This is a genomic window from Stutzerimonas stutzeri (assembly GCF_024448715.1).
Classification (GTDB): domain Bacteria; phylum Pseudomonadota; class Gammaproteobacteria; order Pseudomonadales; family Pseudomonadaceae; genus Stutzerimonas; species Stutzerimonas stutzeri_AR.
In genome coordinates this window covers 89,834-112,019 of sequence record NZ_JAMOHZ010000008.1, presented here as the reverse complement: position 1 = coordinate 112,019, position 22,186 = coordinate 89,834, and the positions used below count along the sequence as shown (strand labels likewise).

Below are 22,186 nucleotides of genomic sequence, written 5' to 3'. Positions count from 1 at the left end.
CATGACTGTCACTGAACGCCAGCCCGGCGCGACGGAGCAGGGCTACAACTTCGCCTACCTCGACGAGCAGACCAAACGCATGATCCGTCGCGGGCTGCTCAAGGCCGTGGCAATCCCCGGTTATCAAGTGCCCTTCGGCGGACGCGAAATGCCGCTGCCCTACGGTTGGGGCACCGGCGGCATGCAGCTGACCGCCGCCATTCTGGGTGCCGAGGACGTGCTCAAGGTGATCGACCAAGGCGCGGACGACACCACCAACGCGGTGTCGATCCGGCGCTTCTTCGCCCGCACCGCGGGTGTCGCCACTACTACCCGCACGCCCGAGGCGACGCTGATCCAGACCCGCCACCGGATTCCGGAAACGCCGCTGCGCAACGATCAGATCATGGTCTATCAGGTGCCGATCCCCGAGCCGCTGCGCTTCATCGAGCCGTCGGAAAGCGAGACCCGGACCATGCACGCCCTTGAGGACTACGGGGTCATGCACGTCAAGCTCTACGAGGACATCGCCACCTTCGGCCATATCGCCACCAGCTACGCCTATCCGGTGACGGTGGACGGTCGCTACGTGATGGATCCCTCGCCGATTCCCAAATTCGACAATCCCAAGCTGGACATGAGCCCGGCGCTGATGCTGTTCGGCGCCGGGCGCGAGAAGCGCCTTTATGCGCTGCCGCCTTACACCGACGTGCGCAGCCTGGACTTCGAGGATCACCCCTTCGCCATCCAGGCCTGGGATCAGTGCTGCGACTTCTGCGGCAGCGACAGCTCCTACCTCGACGAACTCATCGTCGACGACGCCGGCACCAAGCGCTTCGTCTGCTCGGATACCGATTACTGCACGCAACGCCGCGACGCCCAGGAGACCGCCGAATGAACGCCGCGCTCGATCTGCAACAACCTGCCAGCAACCTCGACCAGCCATTGCTTTCGGTCCGCGGGCTGACTCGCCTGTACGGGCCGGATACCGGTTGCCAGGGCGTCGACTTCGATCTCCATCCGGGTGAGGTACTGGGCATCGTCGGTGAATCCGGTTCCGGCAAATCCACATTGCTCAGCCTGCTGGCCGGACGCTGCCCGCCCGACCGGGGTTCGGTGAGTTATCGCGGTCGCGACGGCGCCTGGCTCGATCTCTACGCCGCCAGCGAGGCGGAACGTCGGAGCTTGCTGCGCACCGAATGGGGCTTCGTCGAGCAGAACCCGCGCGACGGCCTGCGCATGGGCGTATCGGCCGGCGCCAACATCGGCGAGCGGCTGATGGCCCAGGGGCAGCGCCACTACGGTCAGTTGCGCCAGGCCGGGCTGGACTGGCTGAGCCAGGTGGAGATCGACCCGGCGCGCATCGACGATCTACCGCGCACCTTCTCAGGCGGCATGCAGCAGCGCCTGCAGATCGCCCGCAACCTGGTCTCCGGGCCACGTCTGGTGTTCATGGACGAGCCCACTGGCGGTCTCGACGTTTCGGTGCAGGCGCGCCTGCTCGATCTGTTGCGCGGGCTGGTACATGAGCTGGATCTGGCGGTGGTGATCGTCACTCACGACCTCGCCGTCGCGCGGCTGCTGGCTGATCGACTGATGGTTATGCGCCGCTCGCGCGTGGTGGAAACCGGCCTCACCGACCAGATTCTTGATGATCCGCAGCACCCGTATTCGCAGCTGTTGGTGTCGTCGGTGTTGCAACCATGAGTGGGGTTGCACGCAATCCGCGTATGGCGGTCGGCTCGTCGCGAAAAGCTTCGCCAGCAAGCTGGCTCCTACAGGGGGCCGATGTAAGCCGCGAGCGCAACGCTACCCGCTGCTCTTGTAGGAGCGAGGGGGGCGCCGAGCCCTTGGCTCGAGAATTACGCACGGCTGGTGTCCTTGGGGCCGGGAGGATGGGCTGGATCATGGCCCCTCCGTTCTTTGTAGGAGCGAGCTTGCTCGCGAACCGGGCAGCGCCCGGGACGAACGGTCTTGCGCAAAGAGTTTCGCCAGCAAGCTGGCTCCTACAAGGGTCCAGTGCGAGCCGCGAGCACCGCCGAGTTCTTGCTCGCAAATCAGGCATGCCGGTACGGCCTTCAGTCCTTCCTTTCGTTGCGAGGTAACTCATGAACAACCCGATCGAAGTCCGCAACCTGCGTAAATCCTTCACGCTCCACCAGCAGCACGGCGTAACCCTAAACGTACTGAACGAGGTCAGCTTCACTGTGGCCCCCGGCGAGTGTCTGGTGCTGCATGGACGCTCCGGCGCCGGCAAATCCACCCTGTTGCGCTGCCTGTACGGCAATTACCTGGCCACCGGCAGCATCCGCCTGCGCCATCGTGGCGAAGCACTGGAACTGGTCGGTGCCGAGCCTCGGCAAATGTTGGCGGTCCGTCGCGAAAGCCTCGGCTATGTCAGCCAGTTTTTGCGGGTAATTCCACGGGTGCCTTGCCTTGAAGTGGTCATGGCGCCAGCGCAGGCGCGGGGCTGGAGCCGGCAGGAGGCGCAGGCCCGAGCGGAAAGCCTGCTGACCCGGCTGAACATCCCCGAGCGGCTCTGGCAGCTGGCGCCCGGCACCTTTTCCGGTGGCGAGCAGCAACGGGTGAACCTGGCGCGCGGCTTCATGGTGCAGTGGCCGGTGCTGCTACTGGACGAACCCACCGCCTCGCTCGACGAGACCAACTGCCGGGTGGTGCTGGAGCTGATCGCCGAAGCCAAGGCCGCCGGCGCGGCACTGATCGGCATCTTTCACGACCGTGCCATACGCGAGGCGGTCGCCGATCGCTACCTGGACATGGCCGCCGAGGAGCATCGCCATGCCTGCTGAACTGATATTGAGTAATGCCCGTGTGGTCACGGCGGATCGGGTGATCGACGGCACGCTGGTGATTCGTGACGGGCTCATCGCCGCGCTGGACGAGGGGCGCAGTCAGTTGCCGCAGGCCCAGGACCTGGGCGGCGATTACCTGATACCGGGCCTGGTCGAACTGCACACCGACAATCTGGAAAAGCACATGACGCCGCGCCCCGGTGTCGACTGGCCCTCGGCATCGGCGGTGCTGACTCATGATGCGCAGATCGTAGCCGCGGGCATCACCACGGTGTTCGATGCGCTATCCATCGGCGACATCAACCCGCGCGGCAAGCGCATGCAGCAGCTACCCGCCATGCTCGACGCCATTGCCCAGGCCGAGGCCGCCGGCGACACCCGCGCCGATCACCGGCTACACCTGCGCTGCGAGGTCTGCCATCCGGATGCGCTGCCGGTGTTTCGCGATCTGGTAGAGCATCCGCTGGTGCAATTGGTATCGGTGATGGACCACTCGCCGGGCCAGCGCCAATTCGCTCAGACGGAGAAATACCGCGAGTACTACATGGGCAAGTACCACCTCAACGCGGCGGAGATGGATGCGTTCAGCGACCAACAGGTCGCCAACTCCAGGCAATACAGCGACCGCCAGCGCCGTGCCATCGTCGAGATCTGCCAGGCGCGCGGCCTGGCGTTGGCCAGCCACGACGACGCGACCCTTGCACACGTTGAGGAGTCGGCCGGCTTCGGCATGGCCATCGCTGAATTCCCCACCACCTTCGAAGCGGCGCAGGCCAGCCACGCCCGTGGGCTGAAGGTGCTGATGGGCGCACCGAACATCGTTCGCGGTGGTTCGCATTCGGGCAACATTGCCGCGGCTGATCTGGCACGCCAGGGTGTGCTGGACATACTCTCCAGCGATTACTATCCGGCCAGTCTGCTGCAGGCGGCGTTTATGCTCTCTGCGCTGGGCAACGGCTATGACTTGCCCAAGGCCATCGCCGCGGTCAGCCTGGCGCCGGCTCAGGCAGCGGGCCTGGACGACCGTGGCGAAATCCGCCCCGGTCTGCGTGCGGATCTGCTGCAGGCGAGCGACAGGCATGGCCAGCCGGTGGTCCGACAGGTATGGCGGCAAGGCAGAAGGGTGTTTTGATGAAGGGACGGATGACGGGACGACTGATCTATCTGATGGGGCCTTCCGGCTCAGGCAAGGACAGCCTGTTACAAGCGGCCAGCGAGCCGCTGCAGGCGCGCGGGTGTCGGATCGCCCGGCGCGTCATCACCCGATCAGCCGAGGCGGTAGGGGAGGATGCCCTGGCGGTCAGCGAGGCGGAGTTCGAGCAATTGCGAGCGACCGGCGCCTTCGCCCTGCACTGGCGGGCCAATGGCTTGCACTACGGCATTTCCCGGGAGATCGACGATTGGCTGGCCGCGGGCCAGGATGTGCTGGTCAATGGCTCACGCGCCTATCTGGCCGAGGCGCGCCGGTATTATCCGCAGCTGCAGGCGGTCCTGCTTACGGTGTCGCTGCCGGTGCTGCGTCAGCGGTTGCTGGCACGGGGGCGTGAATCGCTCGAGGAAATAGACGCACGGCTGGCCCGCAACGACCAGTTCCAGGCAGCGGGGCAGGGCGAGGCGCTGCTATTGGACAACTCCGGGGCGCTGGAGCAAAGCGTGCAGCGCCTGTTGCAGCTGATCGACCAGGCTCCCGCATGCGCCTGACCATTCTCGGCAGCGGCAACGCCCGTCAGGTGCCGGTGTACAACTGCGATTGCGTGGCCTGTGGCCGGGCTCGCGCCGATTCGACCTGGCGTCGCGGACCCTGCTGCGCATTGATCGAATGCGGCTCGCAGCGCTGGCTGGTCGACAGCGGCCTCACCGACCTGACCGAGCGCTTCGCGCCGGGTAGCCTCAGCGGCATTCTGCAAACCCATTACCACGCCGATCACGCCCAGGGTCTGTTGCACCTGCGCTGGGGGCTCGGGCTGCGGATTCCGGTGCATGGCCCGCAGGACCCCGAGGGGCTGGCCGATCTCTACAAGCATCCCGGTATTCTGGATTTTTCCCAGCCGTTCGCCGCGCTGGAGCGTCGCGAGCTGGGTGAGCTCAGCGTTACCGCGTTGCCGCTCAATCATTCAAAGCCGACACAGGGCTATCTGTTCGAGGGAATGGGGCGGCGCATTGCCTATCTCACCGACACCCTTGGCGTGCCTGATATCAGCTTGAGCGTGCTGCGGCAGCGCACGCTCGACCTGCTGGTGCTGGACTGTTCGAGCCCGCCTCAGGCGTCACCGCAGAATCACAACGACCTGACCCACGCGTTGGCGACGATTGCCGAACTGAACCCGGGGCAGGCAGTGCTGACCCATATCGGCCACAATCTGGACTCCTGGTTGCTGGAGCATCCCGACGCGCTGCCAGCCGGAGTCAGCCTGGCCGCCGACGGCCAGTCTCTCTGAGATACGCTGGACCCGCAGGGAAGTCGCCACCAAGATGGATGCCGAATGAATCCGACCGACGCCTCACCGCCACCCGCTGTCCAACTGAGCTCGACCGCGCGCCGGTTGACCTTGGTGATGTGCATCGCGGAAACCCTGGGCATGGCCGGATTCGCGCTGTTCGCGGCGCTGCTGCCCGAGTTTCAGTCACTCTGGGACCTGAACAACACCGAGGCGGGCTGGATCGGCGGCGGCTTCTTTCTCGGTTACATGCTCGCGGTGCCGATACTGACGGGGCTGACCGATCGCCACGATGCGCGGCTGATCTACCTCTGGGCCATGCTGCTGACCGCGTTCGCCAGCGCCGGCTTCGTGCTGGCCGATGGCTTCTGGTCGGCGCTGCTCTGGCGTGTCCTCGCCGGTATCGGCATGGCCGGCACCTACATGCCAGGGCTCAAGGCCCTGTCCGAGCGCATCGAAGGGCCGGCACAATCGCGCGCCATCGCGTTTTACACGGCAAGCTTCGGCCTCGGCACGGCGCTGTCCTTCCTGCTTTCTGGCGAGTTGGCCAAGCTTGGCGGTTGGCAATTGCCGGCACTGCTCAGCGGGGGCTGCGCGCTATTGGCCTGGGTGATGGTGTGGCGCGGGTTACCGCCAAAGCCGGTCGCCGAGCATGAGCCGCGACGCCTGCTCGACCTGGCGCCGCTGATGGAACGCTCCGTCATCGCCTATTGCCTGGCCTATGCCATGCATAATCTGGAATTGTTCGCCTTCCGCGCCTGGCTGGTGGCCTTCATCGTGTTCGCCGGTGATTGGCAGGGCCAATCGCCCTGGCTGAGCGGAACCTGGGTGGCGATGATCGCAACGCTCATCGGCATGCCGGCCAGCATCCTCGGTAACGAAATGGCGATCCGTTTTGGCCGGCAGCGTTGGCTGGTCGCAGTGATGCTGTTTTCGGCGCTGTTGGCCTGCCTGCTCGGACTCGGCGCGGCGCTGCCATTCTGGGCGCTGCTGGTGCTGATCATTTGCTATAGCGTTACGGTCACGGCCGACTCTGCTGCGCTGACTGCCGGGTTGGTGGCGGTGGCGCCCGCCAGTCATCGCGGCGCCGTCATGGCGCTGTATTCCTGCACCGGCTTTACCGGTGCGTTCCTCGGGCCTTTGCTGTTCGGCATGGTGCTCGACTGGCTGGGCGACGAGCAGCTGGCGGGTTGGTGGGCGGCGTTCGCGCTAATGGGGCTGTGCTTGCTCGCCGGACCCGCGGCCCTGTTCCGTGCCGGTCGGGTGCAGAGGCGAAGCGCGCTGGCAGAGCCGGCCGCTTAGCGCCGTTCGCGTTTGCGCATGGCGGTGCGGCTCCACTTGCACAGGCGCGCTTTTCGATCAGTTGCTAGACAAGTCACCGATTAATCACAAGACCTTCACGCGTCAGTCAGATAGCACTGCGACAGTGGTTCGACTCTATATAGCCGATGGAGGCCACGGACGATGTCGCTGATCAAAAACGTTGGAGTAGTGCTGGCCGGTCTGGTTTGCCTGGTTTCAGCCGTCCAAGCCGAAACGGTAAAGCTGGCGGTGACCGATCTGGTCGGTATGGAAGAGCTGCAGCGCGAATTCGGCGCATTCCGCGACGAGCTGTCGAAAGTCACCGGCTATGAGATTGAATTCCAGCCCGTTACCAACCGCACCGCGGCCGTCGAGGCCCTGCGTTTCAACAAGGTCGACTTCGTGCTCACCGGCCCAGCCGAATACGTGGTGATGCAAAAGCGCGCCGACGCGAAGATCGTCGCCGGCCTGTCCCGCCCCGATTACTTCGCCGTCATCATTGCCATGGCCGAGGGGCCCTACAACAGTATCGACGATCTGAAGGGCAGTAAGGTCGGCCTCGGTGACGTCGGTTCCACCTCCAAGCATCTGGGGCCGATCCAGGCGCTGGCTGATGCTGGGCTCGATCCGCTGAAAGACGTCGAGGTCGTCAATACGAAGATTCCGGTGCTCTGGGAAGCGCTCAAGCGCGGGGATGTATCGGCCATCGGCATGAACCACCAGAATTTCCTCAGCCTGCGTCAGGACGAAATGGAAAAAGGCGGCTTGCAGCCAGGCGCTTTTCGCGTCATCGCCCGCGGTCCCGATCTGCCGAACGACGTATTGATGGCCGGCAGCCACGTCGACGATCAAAAGGTTGAAAAGATGCGTCAGGCCTTCGTCGAGCACTCCGATGCGCTGATTGCCGCGATTCTCCAAGGTGAAGACAACCAGAAATACTCGGGCATGCGCTTCGTCACCAACGTCAAGGACACCCATTACAACTACGTGCGGTCGATGTACGCCACTGCGGGCTTCCCCGAATACGCCGATTTCATCGGCGAATGAGCAACCGGTTCAGACCGCTATTGCGCCCAATCAAAGGAGCTCATGCATGACGAGTCTTGCCGCTGCACTGCCGCGCGTAGCGACCGAGCCTTACCCGCTACAGGTCAATGGTTTGACCAAGCGCTTCGCCAGTAACGACAAGCCGGTATTCGCCGATATCAGTTTCCGCCTCGAGCCCGGCCAGTCAGTGGCGCTGATAGGTGCCAATGGTGCGGGTAAGAGCACGCTGCTGCGTTGTTGCGTGAGGCTGATCGAGCCGGATGCCGGCCGGATCGTCCTGGACGGCACCAGCCTATGCGGCAAGTCGGGCCGCGATCTGCGCAAAGCGCGCAACCGAGTGGGTTTCGTGTTTCAGAAACATGGGCTGGTGCCGCGTCTGTCGGTGCTGACCAACGTGCTGCACGGCACGCTCGCGCACCATAGCGGGCCTCGGCACTGGTTGCAGGGGCTGGCAGCCCAGACCGACCGAGAAAAGGCGATGCACTGCCTGACTCAGGTCGGGCTCGCCCATCTGGCGCACAAGCGCTGCGACGAGCTATCCGGTGGCCAATCCCAGCGTGTGGCCATCGCTCGCGCGCTGATGCAGGAGCCGAGCATTCTGTTCGCCGACGAACCCACCGCAAGCCTGGACCCGCAATCCGGCGAGGAGGTCATGGAACTCTTCGCAGCGCTTGGGCGGGCGAACGGGCTGACCCTGTTTTTCGTTTCGCACCATATCGAGCATGCGCTGCATTACGCGGATCGAATCATCGGCGTGCGTGAGCAGCGCTTAATGCTGGATAGCGCCAGCGGTACGGAAACCCTGGCCAGCCTGCGAGGCTTTTATGCTTGAACGTACTGCGCCGTTAACGCCTGAGTTGGGCCGACGCTTCGAGCGGCCAAGCGCGTTGGTCCAAGTACTCGTTGGGCTGTTCGTGCTGTTCTTTCTCTGGTCGCTGTCCAGTGCGGGACTGTCACTGTCGGACCTGCTCCGGGGGCTGCCGAACATGGCCACCATTGGCGGCGAGATGCTGCCTCCGGCCACCGACCGCGCCTGGCCGATGGCCAAAGCGATCTTGGTGACCTTTCAAATGGCTCTGGTCGGTACGGTCATCGGTATTCTGCTGAGCGTCCCGCTGGCCTTGCTCGCGGCCCGTAATACGTCGCCACATGCGGGTGTGCTGCACGCCACCCGGGCGCTGATCAGTTTTTTTCGCACAGTGCCGGACCTGGCGTGGGCGCTGTTCTTCGTGGCATCGGTCGGGCTTGGCACCTTTGCCGGCACGCTGACGATCATCATCGACACCATCGGCTTCTGTGCGCGCTTTTTTGCCGAGGCGCTGGAAGAAGTCGATCCGGGACCGTCGGAAGCGCTCGCTTCGATTGGCGCCAGTCCGGCGGATCGCATCGCCGTGGCGCTGCTGCCGGGCGCGATGCCCAGCCTGATCAACACCGGCCTGTTCTCGCTGGAAAAAGCCGTGCGCTCTTCCGTGGTGCTCGGGCTTGTTGGCGCAGGCGGGATCGGTGCCGAACTGGCCGTCTCGATGGAAATGTTCCGCTACGACCAGGCGGCAACGATCGTGCTGATGATCTTCGTGCTGGTGTACGCGGTCGAGCAGTGTTCCTCGCGGCTGCGCCAGCGCCTGATGCGCCAGGGCATCTGACCCGCCAGTTCGTTTTTATCGTTGCTGTATTCATTGATTGGCGCGAAGCGCCAGTGTTGCCACATGGAGGGCAGATGTCCGATCAACCGCTTTCCCGTCCAGCCGAAATGAACTGGGTTATCGACAACGTGCGTCCGCTTACGCCGGAGGGCTGGTTAACCCCTACCTCAGTGTGGATTAAAGCGGGTCTGATCCACGCTATCGGCCATGGCGTGGGCGATTCGCAAACCCGCCGGGTGGACGGTCAGGGGCGCTACCTGTTGCCGGGAATCATCGATCTCCATGGGGATGCGTTCGAGCGGGATATCACGCCTCGCGCGGGTACGGAGTTCCCCCTTGAACTGGCGCTGGCGGCCAATGACGCCAGCCTGGTCGCCAACGGCATCACCATGTTCTTTTACAGCATCACCGATGGATTCGAGCCCGGCCCGCGCAGCCGTGAAACGGTACGCAGGCTGCTCGGTGCGCTGGATCGCCTTATGCCGCGTTTCAGCTGCCAGGCACGCATCCATATTCGTCACGAGAAGGTCAATACTGACGGCCACGCGGAGCTGCTGGACTGGATCGCCTCGGGTCGCATTCATCTGCTCTCACTCAACGACCACTTGCCGCCGCTGGACAACGCGAAAAAGGTCGAGCGCTATCTGGCCGGGCTTCGTCGACGCGTCTCCATGGCCGAAGCGGATACGACTGCATTCCTAGAAGAACTGCAGGCGAGTCGTTCGCTGGGCGAAACTCAGACGATTGAACTCGCCGCATCTGCTCGCCGATATGGCGTCGCGCTGGCCTCGCATGACGACGAAACGCCGGAAGACGTGGCCGCGGCTCGCGAACTCGGGGTCGCCATTGCCGAATTTCCGATGTGCGCGAAGACGGCACGCGCTAGTCAGGCGAATGGAGCAGCCGTGCTGATGGGCGCGCCCAATCTGGTTCGTGGTGGTTCCCATGTCGGCGCTATCGGCGTTCGCGAGGCGATCGAGCAGGGATTGGTCGATGTGCTGTGCAGCGACTATCACTACCCGAGCCTGTTTCGGGCTGCCTTCACCATCGCCGAGTTGGGACTTCTGCCGCTGGCCGACGCCTGGAAGCTGGTCAGCGAAAACCCCGCTCGGGCGTCGGGCCTCGGGACGAGCAAGGGCCGCATCGCGCCCGGCTATGACGCCGATCTGCTGCTGCTCAGCGATCTCGACGGCTCGCCACTGTCGCTGGACGCGACAGTGGTTGGTGGGACGGCCGTGTATTCGCGGGCTGCTGTCGCGGGTTGGTCCGGTACCCAGGCGAGCGCGGCTGGAACCCGAACTGGCGAGATTGCCCAGCCGGCGTAGCCTGTCGAGGCGTTTGGCGCTTGTCAGTCCAGCGGCAACTCTGTCGTCCGCTTAACCTCGCTCATCGCGATGTGCGAATGCGCTTCTTGCACATGCGGCCGCTGTAGCAACTGGTCGCGCAGGAAGCGCTCGTAACTGTCGATGTCCTTGGTCACGACCTTGAGCAAGTAGTCCGACTCGCCGGCCATGGTGTGGCATTCCAGTACCTCGGGATAACCGACGACGGCGCGCTCGAATTCGTCGAGGTTGCTGCGACCGTGGGCAGAGAGCTTGATGTTGACGAACACCGTCATGTTCAACCCCAGCTTCTTGGGGTTGAGCAGGGCGACCTTGCGTTCGATCAGCCCTTCTTCCTGCATGCGGTGGATGCGGCGCCAACAGGGCGATTGCGACAGCTCGACCTTTTCTGCGATCTCGGCGGCGGAGAGGTCGGCGTTGTGTTGCAGTAGCAGCAAAATCTTGCGGTCGATGCTGCTCAGCGAAGTATGCATGGTTGTTCCTGTTTTGTTGTTGTTAGTGAATGGATCATGCACGCGATCGCGCTTACACCGCAAAAGTAGAAAGAAAATCTCTCTTCGTCCCGGCCAGACTCTTATCCAACGCGCAACGGTGGGGTGATCCCCTGCCGGACGCTGGCGTGGGACGGCTTACCGTGCAGCCCCCACAGCCTTGTTAGGCGGGCAACGTAAAACGTTGTCCTGACTCCGATAAAAACAAACAGGAGCGCCACATGTCATTGGCCGAGATCCGCCTGGATGACAAGTACCGGCTCGCAACCGGGCATCTGTACCTCACCGGCACCCAGGCGCTGACCCGCCTGCCGATGCTGCAGCATCAGCGCGACCAGGCTCAGAACCTGAATACCGGTTGCTTCATCTCCGGCTATCGCGGCTCGCCGCTCGGCGGGCTGGACAAGAGCCTCTGGGAAGCGCGCGACTATCTCAAGCAGAACGCCATTCACTTCCAGCCGGGCCTCAACGAGGAACTGGCGGCTACAGCCGTCTGGGGCAGCCAGCAGACCAACCTGTTCCCCGGTGCCAAGTATGATGGCGTGTTCGCCATGTGGTACGGCAAGGGGCCGGGCGTCGACCGCTCCGGTGACGTCTTCAAGCACGGTAACGCCGCCGGTGTCTCGCCCCACGGCGGGGTCTTGCTGCTGGCGGGTGACGACCATGGCTGCAAATCCTCGACGCTGCCGCACCAGAGCGAGCACGCCTTTATCGCCGCCTCGATCCCGGTGCTGAACCCGGCCAACGTTCAGGAAATTCTCGACTACGGCATCATCGGCTGGGAGTTGTCGCGCTATTCCGGTTGCTGGGTGGCGCTCAAGACCATCGCCGAGAATGTCGACTCATCGGCTGTCGTGGAAGTCGATCCGCTACGGGTGCAGACGCGCATCCCGGATGATTTCGAACTGCCCGAAGACGGCGTACACATCCGCTGGCCGGACCCACCGCTGGCGCAGGAAAAACGCCTCAACCTCTACAAGATCTACGCCGCCCGCGCCTTCGCCCGCGCCAACAACCTCAACCGCGTAATGCTCGATTCGCCGAATCCGCGCCTCGGCATCATCACCACCGGCAAGAGCTACCTCGACGTGCGCCAGGCCCTGGACGACCTCGGTTTGGACGAAGCGCTGTGCGCCTCGGTCGGTCTGCGGGTACTCAAGGTCGGCATGAGCTGGCCGCTGGAGCCGGTCTCGGTGCATGAATTTGCCCAGGGTTTGGACGAGATTCTGGTGGTCGAAGAGAAGCGCAGCATCCTTGAAGACCAGCTCACCGGGCAGCTCTACAACTGGCCATTGGACAAGCGCCCGCGCGTTGTCGGTGAGTTCGACGAGCACGGCACCTCGCTGTTGCCGAACCTCAGCGAGCTGACCCCGGCGATGATCGCCCGGGTAATCGCCAAGCGCCTCGCGCCGATCTACACCAGCGACAGCATCCAGGCGCGGCTGGCCTTCCTGTCGGCCAAGGAAAAAGCCCTGGCCGCCCGTAGCTACGACACTGTGCGTACGCCTCATTACTGCTCCGGCTGCCCGCACAACAGTTCGACCAAGGTGCCGGAAGGCAGCCGAGCCTCGGCCGGCATCGGCTGCCATTACATGGTGCAGTGGATGGACCGGCGCACCGAGACCTTTACCCAGATGGGCGGCGAGGGGGTCAACTGGATCGGTCAGGCGCCGTTCACCGAGACGCCACACATGTTCCAGAATCTCGGCGATGGCACCTACTTCCATTCCGGCAGCCTGGCGGTGCGCGCTGCGGTGGCCGCTGGCGTGAACATCACTTTCAAGATTCTCTACAACGATGCGGTGGCGATGACTGGTGGCCAGCCGATTGATGGCGAGCTGCGCGTCGATCAGCTCAGCCGACAGGTTGCCGACGAAGGCGTCAAACGCATTGCCCTGGTCAGCGACGAGCCGGACAAATACCCGACCCGCAACACCTTCGCACCGATCACCAGCTTCCATCATCGCCGTGACCTGGACGCCGTACAGCGCGAGCTGCGCGAGTTTAAAGGCGTCTCGGTGATCATCTACGACCAGACCTGCGCTACCGAGAAGCGCCGTCGGCGCAAGCGCGGCAAGCTGGAAGATCCGGCCAAGCGCGCCTTCATCAACCCCGCCGTGTGCGAGGGCTGCGGCGACTGTGGCGAGAAGTCCAACTGCCTGGCTGTGTTGCCGCTGGAAACCGAGCTGGGGCGCAAGCGCGAGATCGACCAGAACGCCTGCAACAAGGATTTTTCCTGCGTCGAAGGCTTTTGTCCGAGTTTCGTTACCGTGCATGGCGGCGGGCTGCGCAAGCCGGAAGCCGTGGCCGGTGGCATTTCGGGCGACCAACTGCCGGAGCCGCAGCATCCGACCCTGGAGCGTCCTTGGAATGTGCTGATTCCCGGTGTCGGCGGCAGCGGCGTCACTACCCTCGGCGCGCTGCTGGGCATGGCCGCGCACTTGGAAGGCAAGGGCTGCACCGTTCTCGATCAGGCCGGTCTGGCGCAGAAGTTCGGCCCGGTGGTGACGCACATCCGTATCGCCGCCAAACAGGACGATGTCTACGCGGTGCGCATCGCCGCTGGCGAGACCGATCTCCTGCTGGGCTGCGACCTGATCGTTGCCGCGGGTGACGATTCGCTGACCCGCCTCAACGACCAGATCAGCCATGCGGTGATCAACAGCCACGAGTCGGCCACTGCCGAATTCACCCGAAATCCGGATGCCCAGGTGCCGGGCAAGGCCATGCGTGAAGCACTGATGGATGCGGTGGGCGCCGAGAAGACTCACTTTATCGATGCCACTCGCCTGGCCACGCGGTTGCTGGGTGACAGCATCGCCACCAATCTCTTCCTGCTGGGCTTCGCCTATCAACAGGGTCTGTTGCCGCTTTCGGCCGAGGCCATCGAGAAGGCCATCACCATTAACGGCGTATCCGCTGAGCTGAACCTGCAGGCGTTCCGCTGGGGCCGTCGTGCGGTGCTCGAACGCGAGGCGGTGGAAAGGCTGGCGCGTCCGGCCGAAGCGTCCGAACCGATCTGCCAGACGTTGGAAGAGATCGTCGACTGGCGCGTGGACTTCCTTACCCAGTACCAGAATGCGGCCTACGCCAAGCGTTATCGGGCAATGGTCGAGCGCGTGCGCGCAGTGGATACGGCCGACGATCTGGCCCTGTCCAAAGCCGTGGCGCGTTATTACTTCAAGCTCTTGGCCTACAAGGACGAGTACGAAGTGGCGCGGCTGTACAGCGAGCCGGAATTCCGCCAGCAGCTCGAAGCGCAGTTCGAGGGCGACTACAAACTGCAGTTCCATCTGGCACCGGCCTGGCTGGCCAAGCGCGACAGCGCCACTGGCGAGCCACGCAAGCGCGAACTCGGGCCTTGGGTGCTGAATGCCTTCGGCGTGCTGGCGAAGCTGAAATTTCTGCGCGGGACGCCGCTGGATGTGTTCGGTTACGGCCATGATCGCCGTGTCGAGCGCGAGTTGATCAGCGAGTACGAGCACAACCTTGATGAACTCCTGACCCAGCTCAAACCGACCAATTACCGCACCGCCGTGGCGATTGCGGCGCTGCCGGAACAGATCCGCGGTTACGGCCCGGTGAAGGAGCGCTCCATCGCCAAGGCCCGCCAGCAGGAAAAGCTGCTGAAGGAGCAACTGAACCGCGGCGACGAGGTGCAGAGCGTGCGGTTGTTCGAGCCTGCGGCATGATTCGTAGGGGTAGCAGGGTGGGTCCGCCAGCGCTCCAGTAGGGTGGGCTTCAGCCCACCAGAGCTATTGGCGACCGCAGCCGGTGGGCTAAAGCCCACCCTACGGTTTGGCTCTGTGCACATGCTGTTCACTAATAAATTTCAACGGCCTCGATGAACCGGGGCCGAACCGAACAAAAACAGAGGAATCCGCAATGTCCGTCTTCACCCATCCCGATTTCGATCACCACGAACAGGTGGTGTTCTGCCACGACAAGGCGTCGGGCCTCAAAGCCATCATCGCGATTCACGACACCACGCTCGGCCCGGCATTGGGCGGCTGCCGGATGTTTCCCTACGCCAGTGACGACGATGCCCTGCGCGATGTGCTGCGGCTGTCCCGCGGGATGACGCTGAAGTCGTCGCTGGCGGGGCTCAAGCTCGGTGGCGGAAAGGCGGTGATCGTTGGCGATCCACATAGCGGGAAGAGCCAGGCGCTGCTGCACGCCATGGGTGATTTTATCGACAGCCTCGGCGGGCGCTACATCACCGCGGCCGATTCGGGCACCGGCGAGCCGGAAATGCAGGCGTTTGCCCAGCGCACCCGCCATGTCATCGGCGCCACTCCACGCACGACGCTCGACGGCAGCATCGCCAGCGGCGACCCGTCGCCGTCCACCGCGCTCGGTGTGTTCGTCGGGCTTAAAGCGGCGGTGCGTCATCGCCTCGGTCGCGACGACCTGAACGGATTGAAAGTCGCGATTCAGGGCGTTGGTCACGTCGGTCTCGGCCTGGCCCGTCACCTCAAGGCCGCCGGTGCCGAGCTGTGGGTGAGCGACATCTTCGATGCCAACGTGCAGCAGGCAATGGACGAATTGAGCGCCAACGCGGTGCGCCCGCACGATATCTACGGCCTGGATGTGGACGTGTTCGCGCCCTGCGCCATGGGCGGCATTCTCAATGCCGAAACCCTGCAGAGCCTGCGCGCACCGGTGATCGCCGGTGCCGCGAACAACCAGCTGGCGACTCCGGAGATCGGCGTCGAGCTGCAGCGTCGCAATCACCTTTACGCGCCGGACTATGCCATCAACGCTGGCGGCATCATCGACGTCTATTACCAACGCATCGGGGGCAGCGCGGCGCAGACCGATGCGCATGTCAAAGGCATCGGCGATACCCTGCGTGAGATCTTCAACCGTGCCGCTGCCAGCGGCGAACCCACGTCGATCATCGCTGACCGCTTGGCGCTTGAACGCGTGCAAGCCGGCGGCATGTCGCAGCCGCGCGAGCAACGCCTGCACGCTTAACGTTCCCGGCGGCTCCGTGCCGCCCGTTTCGCAGCTGCCGAGCCATTTGATACAGGCGCAGCCCTACCGGTGCCGGGCTTGTGTTTCAACCTGAGCGGCTCGGTTTAGCAGCCTTGGCAACTGCCTGAATGCAGCGCAGCGGGTCGTGTAGGGTGGCGCTTCAGCCCACCAGCGCCCGGTGGGCTAAAGCACCACCCTACGAACGAGATGCGACGGGCTGTCGCACGGCGCTGTCAGCTTTTCGTTACGCCTGAAACGGCGCAACCTCGGCATCCGGGCCTTACAGCATGCTGTAAATAAATCCTTCCAGCACAGCGTGTTTCCGGCTGCGGACGAGGCTTGCGGCGGGCTTGTGTGTCTTCTCCGGCTGGTTTGTGATGGGCGCAGCCAAGCCGTGCAGCGGCTCCGAACAACAAGAACCAGGAGGCGACATGAACGCCGTGACCAAGATCGAGCAGCACAACCCCATCGGCACTGATGGCTTCGAATTCGTCGAATTCACCGCGCCGAATGCCGAGGGCATCGAGCAGCTGCGGCAGCTGTTCAACCAGATGGGTTTCACCGAGACGGCCAAACATCGTTCCAAGGCCGTCTGGCTGTTCCAGCAGAACGACATCAACATCGTGCTCAACGGCAGCCCGAGCGGTCATGTGCATGCTTTCGCCGAAAAGCACGGGCCGAGCGCCTGCGCCATGGCGTTTCGGGTAAAGAATGCCGCCCAAGCTGCCGCCTATGTCGAATCCCAGGGCGCCAAGCTGGTGGGTAGCCACGCCAACTTCGGCGAGCTGAACATTCCCTGTGTCGAGGGTATTGGCGGCTCGCTGCTGTACCTCGTCGACCGTTACGGTGACAAGAGCATCTATGACGTCGACTTCGAATACATCGAAGGCCGCACGCCGAACGACAACGCCGTGGGTCTGACCTGCATCGACCACCTGACCCACAACGTCATGCGCGGGCAGATGGACGTCTGGTCCGGCTTCTACGAGCGCATCGCCAACTTCCGCGAGATCCGTTATTTCGACATTGAGGGCAAGCTCACCGGCCTGTTCTCCCGCGCGATGACGGCGCCCTGCGGCAAGATCCGCATCCCGATCAACGAGTCGGCCGATGACAAATCGCAGATCGAGGAATTCATCCGCGAATACCACGGCGAGGGCATCCAGCACATCGCTCTGTCCACCGACGACATCTACGCCACCGTGCGCCAGCTGCGTGCCAACGGCGTGGATTTCATGTGCACGCCTGACACCTATTACGAGAAAGTCGACGCCCGCGTCGCCGGACATGGCGAGCCCACCGAGGTGCTGCGCGAGCTGAACCTGCTGATCGATGGCGCGCCGGGCGTCGATAAACCGGGCACTGGCAAATCAGGTGACGACGGCATCCTGCTGCAGATTTTCACCAACACGGTGATCGGCCCGATCTTCTTCGAGATCATCCAGCGCAAGGGCAACCAGGGTTTTGGCGAAGGCAACTTCAAGGCGCTGTTCGAATCCATCGAGGAAGATCAGGTTCGCCGCGGCGTAATCGGTGGTGAGTAACAGTCGGCGCAGTACGTAGGGTGGGCCGGGCGGCGCTCCGCTTTAGCCCACCGATGCGGAAGCAGCAGCCCTGAAATGGTGGGCTGAAGCCCACCCTACTACGCCGTTCGGCCACCCTACTGCTCAGGGATATTCATGGAAAACACTCAAGCCACAACCACCGATTCGCCAAGCGCAGCGCCTACGCTCAAGCTCTACGGCTACTGGCGCTCCAGCGCCGCTTACCGAGTGCGCATCGCGCTTAACTTGAAAGGGCTGGCATTCGAAAACCTGCCCGTGCATTTGGTCAAGGATGGCGGCCAGCAGCATTCAGCCGACTACAAGGCACTCAACCCGCAGGCGCTGGTGCCGCTGTTGATCGATGGCAACGAGCGCATCAGCCAGTCGCTGGCGATTCTCGAATACCTGGACGAAGTGTTCCCGCTCCCGGCCTTGCTGCCCGATGATCCGGCCGATCGTGCACGGGTGCGCTCGCTAGCGTTGCACATCGCCTGTGATCTGCATCCGCTGAACAATCTGCGAGTACTGCAATACCTCAGCGGTACGTTGGGCGTGGACGACGAGGCCAAGAACAGGTGGATCCGCCACTGGATCACCACCGGTCTTACCAGCTTCGAGCAGGGGCTGGCGGCATTCGAAGGCAAGCTGTCACTCGGCGGTCGGCCAGGCTACTTGGAGGCATGTCTGATCCCGCAGGTATACAATGCGCGCCGTTTTGCCTGTGACCTCACCGCGTACCCACGCATTCTCGAGATGGTCGCGCGCTGTGACGGTCTGGAGGCGTTTCGCAACGCCGCCCCGGAGGTGCAGCCCGACGCTCAATAAAGGTGTATCCGCCTTGCATATTCCGCCGCGCCACGAGCGTGGCGGGTTCCATCCTCGTCACAGATAAAAACAAACAGGTGACGCATGACCCGTGAAAAACCCAAGAATCTCTGGCTCTCTCGCTGGGGCTTCATTCTCGCCGCGACCGGTTCCGCGGTCGGCCTCGGCAATATCTGGAAATTCCCTTACATCACTGGCGAATACGGTGGTGGCGCTTTCGTGCTGATGTATCTGGCGTGCATCCTGGCCATCGGCATTCCGGTGATGATGACCGAGATCGCCATTGGCCGGCGTGGGCGTGGCAGCCCCATCGACGCCATTGGCAGGGTAGTGCGCGAGAACAATGGCAACCCGTTATGGAAAGCAGTGGGCGGCATGGCCATGCTGGCGGGATTCATGATCCTCTGCTTCTACGTGGTCGTCGCAGGCTGGGCCTTCGCCTATACCTGGAAAATGCTCGACGGCTCACTGGCGGCGCCAAGTGTCGAGGCGCTTGGGCAAGTCTTCGAAGCGCACAACGCCAACCCTTGGGCGCTCGGTGGCTGGAGCGTGCTGGTGGCGCTGCTGACGCTGTGGATCGTTGGCAAGGGCGTACAAGCCGGCGTGGAGCGGGCCTTCCGCTGGATGATGCCGGGGCTGGCGCTGATGCTGATCGTGCTGGTGGGCTATTCCTTTACCAACGGCAGTTTTTCCGAAGGTTTCGCCTTCCTGTTCAGTTTCGATAGCAGCAAGCTGACCGGCGAGGCGCTGTTGGCGGCCCTCGGCCACGCGTTCTTTACTCTCAGCCTGGCCTCCGGGGCGATTCTCACCTACGGCTCCTATATCCCCGATGGCCAATCCATCGCCCGTACCACCTTCATCGTCGCCATCGCCGACACCTGTGTGGCGCTGCTGGCGGGCCTGGCGATCTTCCCGGTGATCTTCGCCAACGGCATGGACCCCAGCGCCGGACCAGGGCTGATCTTCATGAGCCTGCCGCTGGCCTTCCAGCAGATGCCGTTCGGCACGGTGTTCGGCGTGCTGTTCTTCGCCATGGTCTCGGTGGCGGCGCTGACGTCGGCGATCTCGATGATCGAAGCGGTGGTGGCCTACCTCAACGAGAAATACGGCATCCGTCGCAGCCGCGCAGCGCTCGGGTCGGGCTCGCTGCTGCTGGTGATCAGTCTGCTGGCGATGCTTTCGTTCAACGTCGGCGCAGACTGGAAGCTGTTCGGCATGACCCTGTTCGACGGTCTGGATTACATCACCTCGCGCTGGATGATGCCGCTGGGCGGAATCTTCATGGTGATACTGGCCGGCTACTGTTTGCGCGGCGACATCATGCGCGACGAGCTGAACTTGCCACCGCTGGGCTATGCGCTCTGGCTGTTCATGGTGCGCTACGTCAGCCCGGTGATGATCCTGATGGTATTCCTGCATGCCCTCGGCTGGTTGGGCTTCGACCCGCTGGTACGCTGGTACTGGATTGCGGGTGCCGTGGGCGTTCTGACCATCCTCGGTGAGGGTCTGCGCCCGCGTGTGTTGCCGGTGCTGGCTGGGCGCTAATTCCCGACATCTAAATGCAGCAACAGAACGGCGCGCTGGTAACAGGCGTGCCGTTTTTTGTTCGGTGGCGCAGTGGTCGTTTCGAAATGCCATACCGTTCATCGGTATGCGTCGTGATATCGGCCGAAGCGCCCGGCTGACGGGCGCTTGCGGCTATTCCGATCGGATTGCTGGGTTAAAGATACGGCCGCCGCAGCCGACAAATCGACTAGTGCAAGGACGCTCAGCCAGGAAAGGATTGCCGCTTCGATTCAGATCAACCCGGACTCGCGCCATGCCTAGTCATCTCAAATTCAGCCACAAGATCCTGCTGGCCGCCTCACTCGTGGTGATCGCGACCTTCGCCCTGTTCACGCTCTACAACGATTACCTGCAGCGCAACGCCATCCAGGCCAAGCTGGAAAGCTACCTGGACGAGATGGGCGAAGTTACGGCGCACAACATTCAAAACTGGCTTTCAGGGCGCCTCGTGTTGCTGGAAAACACGGCGCAGACCATCGCTCGCGATAGCTCCGGTGCTGCCGTCGAAGCACTGGTACAGCAACCGGCCCTCAGCTCCACCTTCGCCTTTACTTACCTGGGTCGCAACGATGGCGAATTCATCGTTCACCCACGCTTCGAGTTGCCGGCTGGCTACGACCCGCGCCAGCGCCCCTGGTACACGGACGCAGTCAACGCAGGCAAGACCACACTGACCGAGCCCTATCAGGATGCGGCGACCAACGAGCTGATCATCACCGTAGCGACGCCGGCCAAAGCTGGTAGCCAGAACCTGGGCGTGGTGGGTGGCGACCTCAGTCTGAAGGTGCTGGTAGACATCATCAACGCCTTGAACTTCGACGGCATGGGCTATGCGTTCCTCGTCAGCGGCGACGGCAAGGTGTTGGTTCACCCCGACAAGACCAAAGTCATGAAGTCGCTGGCTGAGCTCTATCCAAAGAACACGCCTTCGCTGAACAGCGGTTTTAGCGAGGCAGAGCTTGATGGCCAGGAGCGCATCCTCAGCTTCAGCCCGGTTCCCGGCCTGCCGTCGGTGACCTGGTACGTCGGCATTTCGGTGGATAAGGAAAAGGCCTATGCGGCGCTGTCCAGCTTCCGTACCTCTGCCTTCGTGGCGGCTGTGATTGCAGTAGTGTTCATCATGGTGCTGCTGGGCATGCTGATTCGCGTGCTGATGCGTCCGCTGACCGATATGGGCAGGGCAATGGCCAACATTGCCGAAGGTGAGGGTGATCTGACTCGCCGTCTTACCGTGCAATCGCAGGACGAGTTCGGTGAATTGGCGATGGCCTTCAACCGCTTCGTTGAGCGGATCCATGGCTCGATTCGGGAAGTGTCGTCAGCCACCGAGCAGGTCAACGAGGTCGCGCAGCGCGTGCTGACCGCGTCCAACTCGTCGATGCTGAATTCCGACGAGCAGGCCAGCCGCACCAACAGCGTTGCCGCGGCGATCAACCAGCTCGGCGCCGCCGCGCAAGAAATCGCCCGCAATGCCGCCGATGCATCGCAGCAAGCCAGCGGCGCCAGCCATCAGGCCGAAGACGGGCGCAAGGTGGTCGAGCAGAATATCGAGGCGATGAAGAAGCTATCGAACAACATCAGCGCATCCTGCACCCAGATCGAGGCGCTCAACAGCCAGACCGTTGGCATCGGGCAGATCCTCGATGTGATCAAGGGCATTTCCGAGCAGACCAATCTGCTGGCGCTCAACGCCGCCATCGAAGCGGCACGTGCCGGGGAAGCCGGGCGTGGCTTCGCGGTAGTGGCTGACGAGGTGCGCAGTTTGGCCCACCGCACCCAGACTTCGGCGCAAGAAATCCACGGCATGATCGAGAAGCTGCAGGTTGGCGCACGTGATTCGGTGTCCACCATGACCGAGAGCCAGCGTCAGAGCGAGGCCAGCGTGGGCATCGCCAACCAGGCCGGCGAGCGTCTGGGCAGCGTGACCCAGAGCATCGGCGAGATCGATGCGATGAACCAGTCGGTGGCTACCGCTACCGAGGAACAGACCTCGGTGATCGAGTCGCTGAACATGGACATCACCGAGATCAACACCCTCAACCAGGAAGGCGTGGAGAACCTGCAGTCGACCCTGCGTGCTTGTGGCGATCTGGAGCAACAGGCTGCGAGGCTGAAGCAGCTGGTGGGGAGCTTTCGGATCTGATCGGAAGTTTGTTGGTAAGGGCGCTTCGGCGCCCTTTTTATTTTGCCGAGTCGCATCGCATTCCGGCTTTTCGTA

At 63.2% G+C, this 22,186-nt stretch carries 18 protein-coding genes; 17 read left to right on the top strand and 1 reads right to left on the bottom strand.

Annotation, left to right across the window (positions count from 1 at the left end; genetic code table 11):
* The first annotated feature begins 1 nt into the window (after window position 1).
* The 11 genes from NAV33_RS17330 (at window position 2) to NAV33_RS17280 (ending at window position 10,547) form a co-directional block, all read left to right on the top strand.
* Window positions 2-877, top strand: coding sequence for an alpha-D-ribose 1-methylphosphonate 5-phosphate C-P-lyase PhnJ (locus tag NAV33_RS17330; protein WP_255982622.1), 876 nt, complete (start codon window positions 2-4; stop codon window positions 875-877).
* Window positions 874-1,686: a phosphonate C-P lyase system protein PhnK gene (gene phnK / locus NAV33_RS17325; protein WP_255982334.1), complete on the top strand. Its 813-nt coding sequence runs from the start codon at window positions 874-876 to the stop codon at window positions 1,684-1,686. The genes NAV33_RS17330 and phnK overlap by 4 nt, the downstream gene beginning before the upstream one ends.
* Window positions 1,687-2,087: 401 nt before the next feature.
* The gene (phnL, locus tag NAV33_RS17320) at window positions 2,088-2,789 is read left to right on the top strand and encodes a phosphonate C-P lyase system protein PhnL (RefSeq protein ID WP_255982332.1); all 702 of its coding nucleotides are present in this window, start codon (window positions 2,088-2,090) and stop codon (window positions 2,787-2,789) included.
* Window positions 2,779-3,924 carry an alpha-D-ribose 1-methylphosphonate 5-triphosphate diphosphatase gene (locus tag NAV33_RS17315; protein ID WP_255982330.1) on the top strand — a complete coding sequence of 382 codons (1,146 nt, stop codon included), beginning with the start codon at window positions 2,779-2,781 and terminating at the stop codon, window positions 3,922-3,924. The genes phnL and NAV33_RS17315 overlap by 11 nt, the downstream gene beginning before the upstream one ends.
* A gap of 11 nt (window positions 3,925-3,935) precedes the next feature.
* The gene (gene phnN / locus NAV33_RS17310; RefSeq protein ID WP_255982328.1) at window positions 3,936-4,493 is read left to right on the top strand and encodes a phosphonate metabolism protein/1,5-bisphosphokinase (PRPP-forming) PhnN; all 558 of its coding nucleotides are present in this window, start codon (window positions 3,936-3,938) and stop codon (window positions 4,491-4,493) included.
* Complete coding sequence (gene phnP, locus NAV33_RS17305) at window positions 4,484-5,230, top strand: phosphonate metabolism protein PhnP (protein WP_255982326.1); 747 nt, start codon at window positions 4,484-4,486, stop codon at window positions 5,228-5,230. Before phnN ends, phnP begins: the two co-directional genes overlap by 10 nt.
* A gap of 45 nt (window positions 5,231-5,275) precedes the next feature.
* Window positions 5,276-6,532 (top strand): MFS transporter, encoded by a 1,257-nt coding sequence (locus NAV33_RS17300; protein WP_255982324.1) that lies wholly within the window; start codon window positions 5,276-5,278, stop codon window positions 6,530-6,532.
* Window positions 6,533-6,694: 162 nt separating this feature from the next.
* Window positions 6,695-7,579 carry a phosphate/phosphite/phosphonate ABC transporter substrate-binding protein gene (locus NAV33_RS17295; RefSeq protein WP_255982322.1) on the top strand — a complete coding sequence of 295 codons (885 nt, stop codon included), beginning with the start codon at window positions 6,695-6,697 and terminating at the stop codon, window positions 7,577-7,579.
* A gap of 46 nt (window positions 7,580-7,625) precedes the next feature.
* The gene (locus NAV33_RS17290) at window positions 7,626-8,411 is read left to right on the top strand and encodes a phosphonate ABC transporter ATP-binding protein (protein WP_255982320.1); all 786 of its coding nucleotides are present in this window, start codon (window positions 7,626-7,628) and stop codon (window positions 8,409-8,411) included.
* Entirely contained in the window at window positions 8,404-9,222 is an 819-nt protein-coding gene (phnE, locus tag NAV33_RS17285; protein ID WP_255982318.1) for a phosphonate ABC transporter, permease protein PhnE, read from the top strand. The genes NAV33_RS17290 and phnE overlap by 8 nt, the downstream gene beginning before the upstream one ends.
* A 74-nt stretch (window positions 9,223-9,296) precedes the next feature.
* Window positions 9,297-10,547, top strand: coding sequence for an alpha-D-ribose 1-methylphosphonate 5-triphosphate diphosphatase (locus NAV33_RS17280; protein WP_255982316.1), 1,251 nt, complete (start codon window positions 9,297-9,299; stop codon window positions 10,545-10,547).
* Window positions 10,548-10,570: 23 nt separating this feature from the next.
* Here NAV33_RS17280 and NAV33_RS17275 read toward each other — a convergent pair whose 3' ends face one another.
* Window positions 10,571-11,038, bottom strand: a complete 468-nt coding sequence (locus NAV33_RS17275) for an Lrp/AsnC family transcriptional regulator (RefSeq protein WP_255982314.1) — start codon at window positions 11,036-11,038, stop codon at window positions 10,571-10,573.
* Between the two features lie 239 nt (window positions 11,039-11,277).
* On the opposite strand from NAV33_RS17275, the gene NAV33_RS17270 reads away from it, so the two are divergent.
* From NAV33_RS17270 to NAV33_RS17245, 6 genes are all read left to right on the top strand, one after another.
* Entirely contained in the window at window positions 11,278-14,748 is a 3,471-nt protein-coding gene (locus NAV33_RS17270) for an indolepyruvate ferredoxin oxidoreductase family protein (protein ID WP_255982312.1), read from the top strand.
* A gap of 193 nt (window positions 14,749-14,941) precedes the next feature.
* Window positions 14,942-16,033, top strand: coding sequence for a Glu/Leu/Phe/Val dehydrogenase dimerization domain-containing protein (locus NAV33_RS17265; protein WP_255982310.1), 1,092 nt, complete (start codon window positions 14,942-14,944; stop codon window positions 16,031-16,033).
* 431 nt (window positions 16,034-16,464) lie between these two features.
* Window positions 16,465-17,577 (top strand): 4-hydroxyphenylpyruvate dioxygenase, encoded by a 1,113-nt coding sequence (hppD, locus tag NAV33_RS17260; protein WP_255982308.1) that lies wholly within the window; start codon window positions 16,465-16,467, stop codon window positions 17,575-17,577.
* 135 nt (window positions 17,578-17,712) lie between these two features.
* Complete coding sequence (gene maiA, locus NAV33_RS17255) at window positions 17,713-18,402, top strand: maleylacetoacetate isomerase (RefSeq protein ID WP_255982306.1); 690 nt, start codon at window positions 17,713-17,715, stop codon at window positions 18,400-18,402.
* An 84-nt stretch (window positions 18,403-18,486) separates the two neighbouring features.
* Window positions 18,487-19,947, top strand: coding sequence for a sodium-dependent transporter (locus NAV33_RS17250; RefSeq protein WP_255982304.1), 1,461 nt, complete (start codon window positions 18,487-18,489; stop codon window positions 19,945-19,947).
* A 274-nt stretch (window positions 19,948-20,221) separates the two neighbouring features.
* Complete coding sequence (locus NAV33_RS17245; RefSeq protein WP_255982302.1) at window positions 20,222-22,111, top strand: methyl-accepting chemotaxis protein; 1,890 nt, start codon at window positions 20,222-20,224, stop codon at window positions 22,109-22,111.
* Window positions 22,112-22,186: the final 75 nt, after the last annotated feature.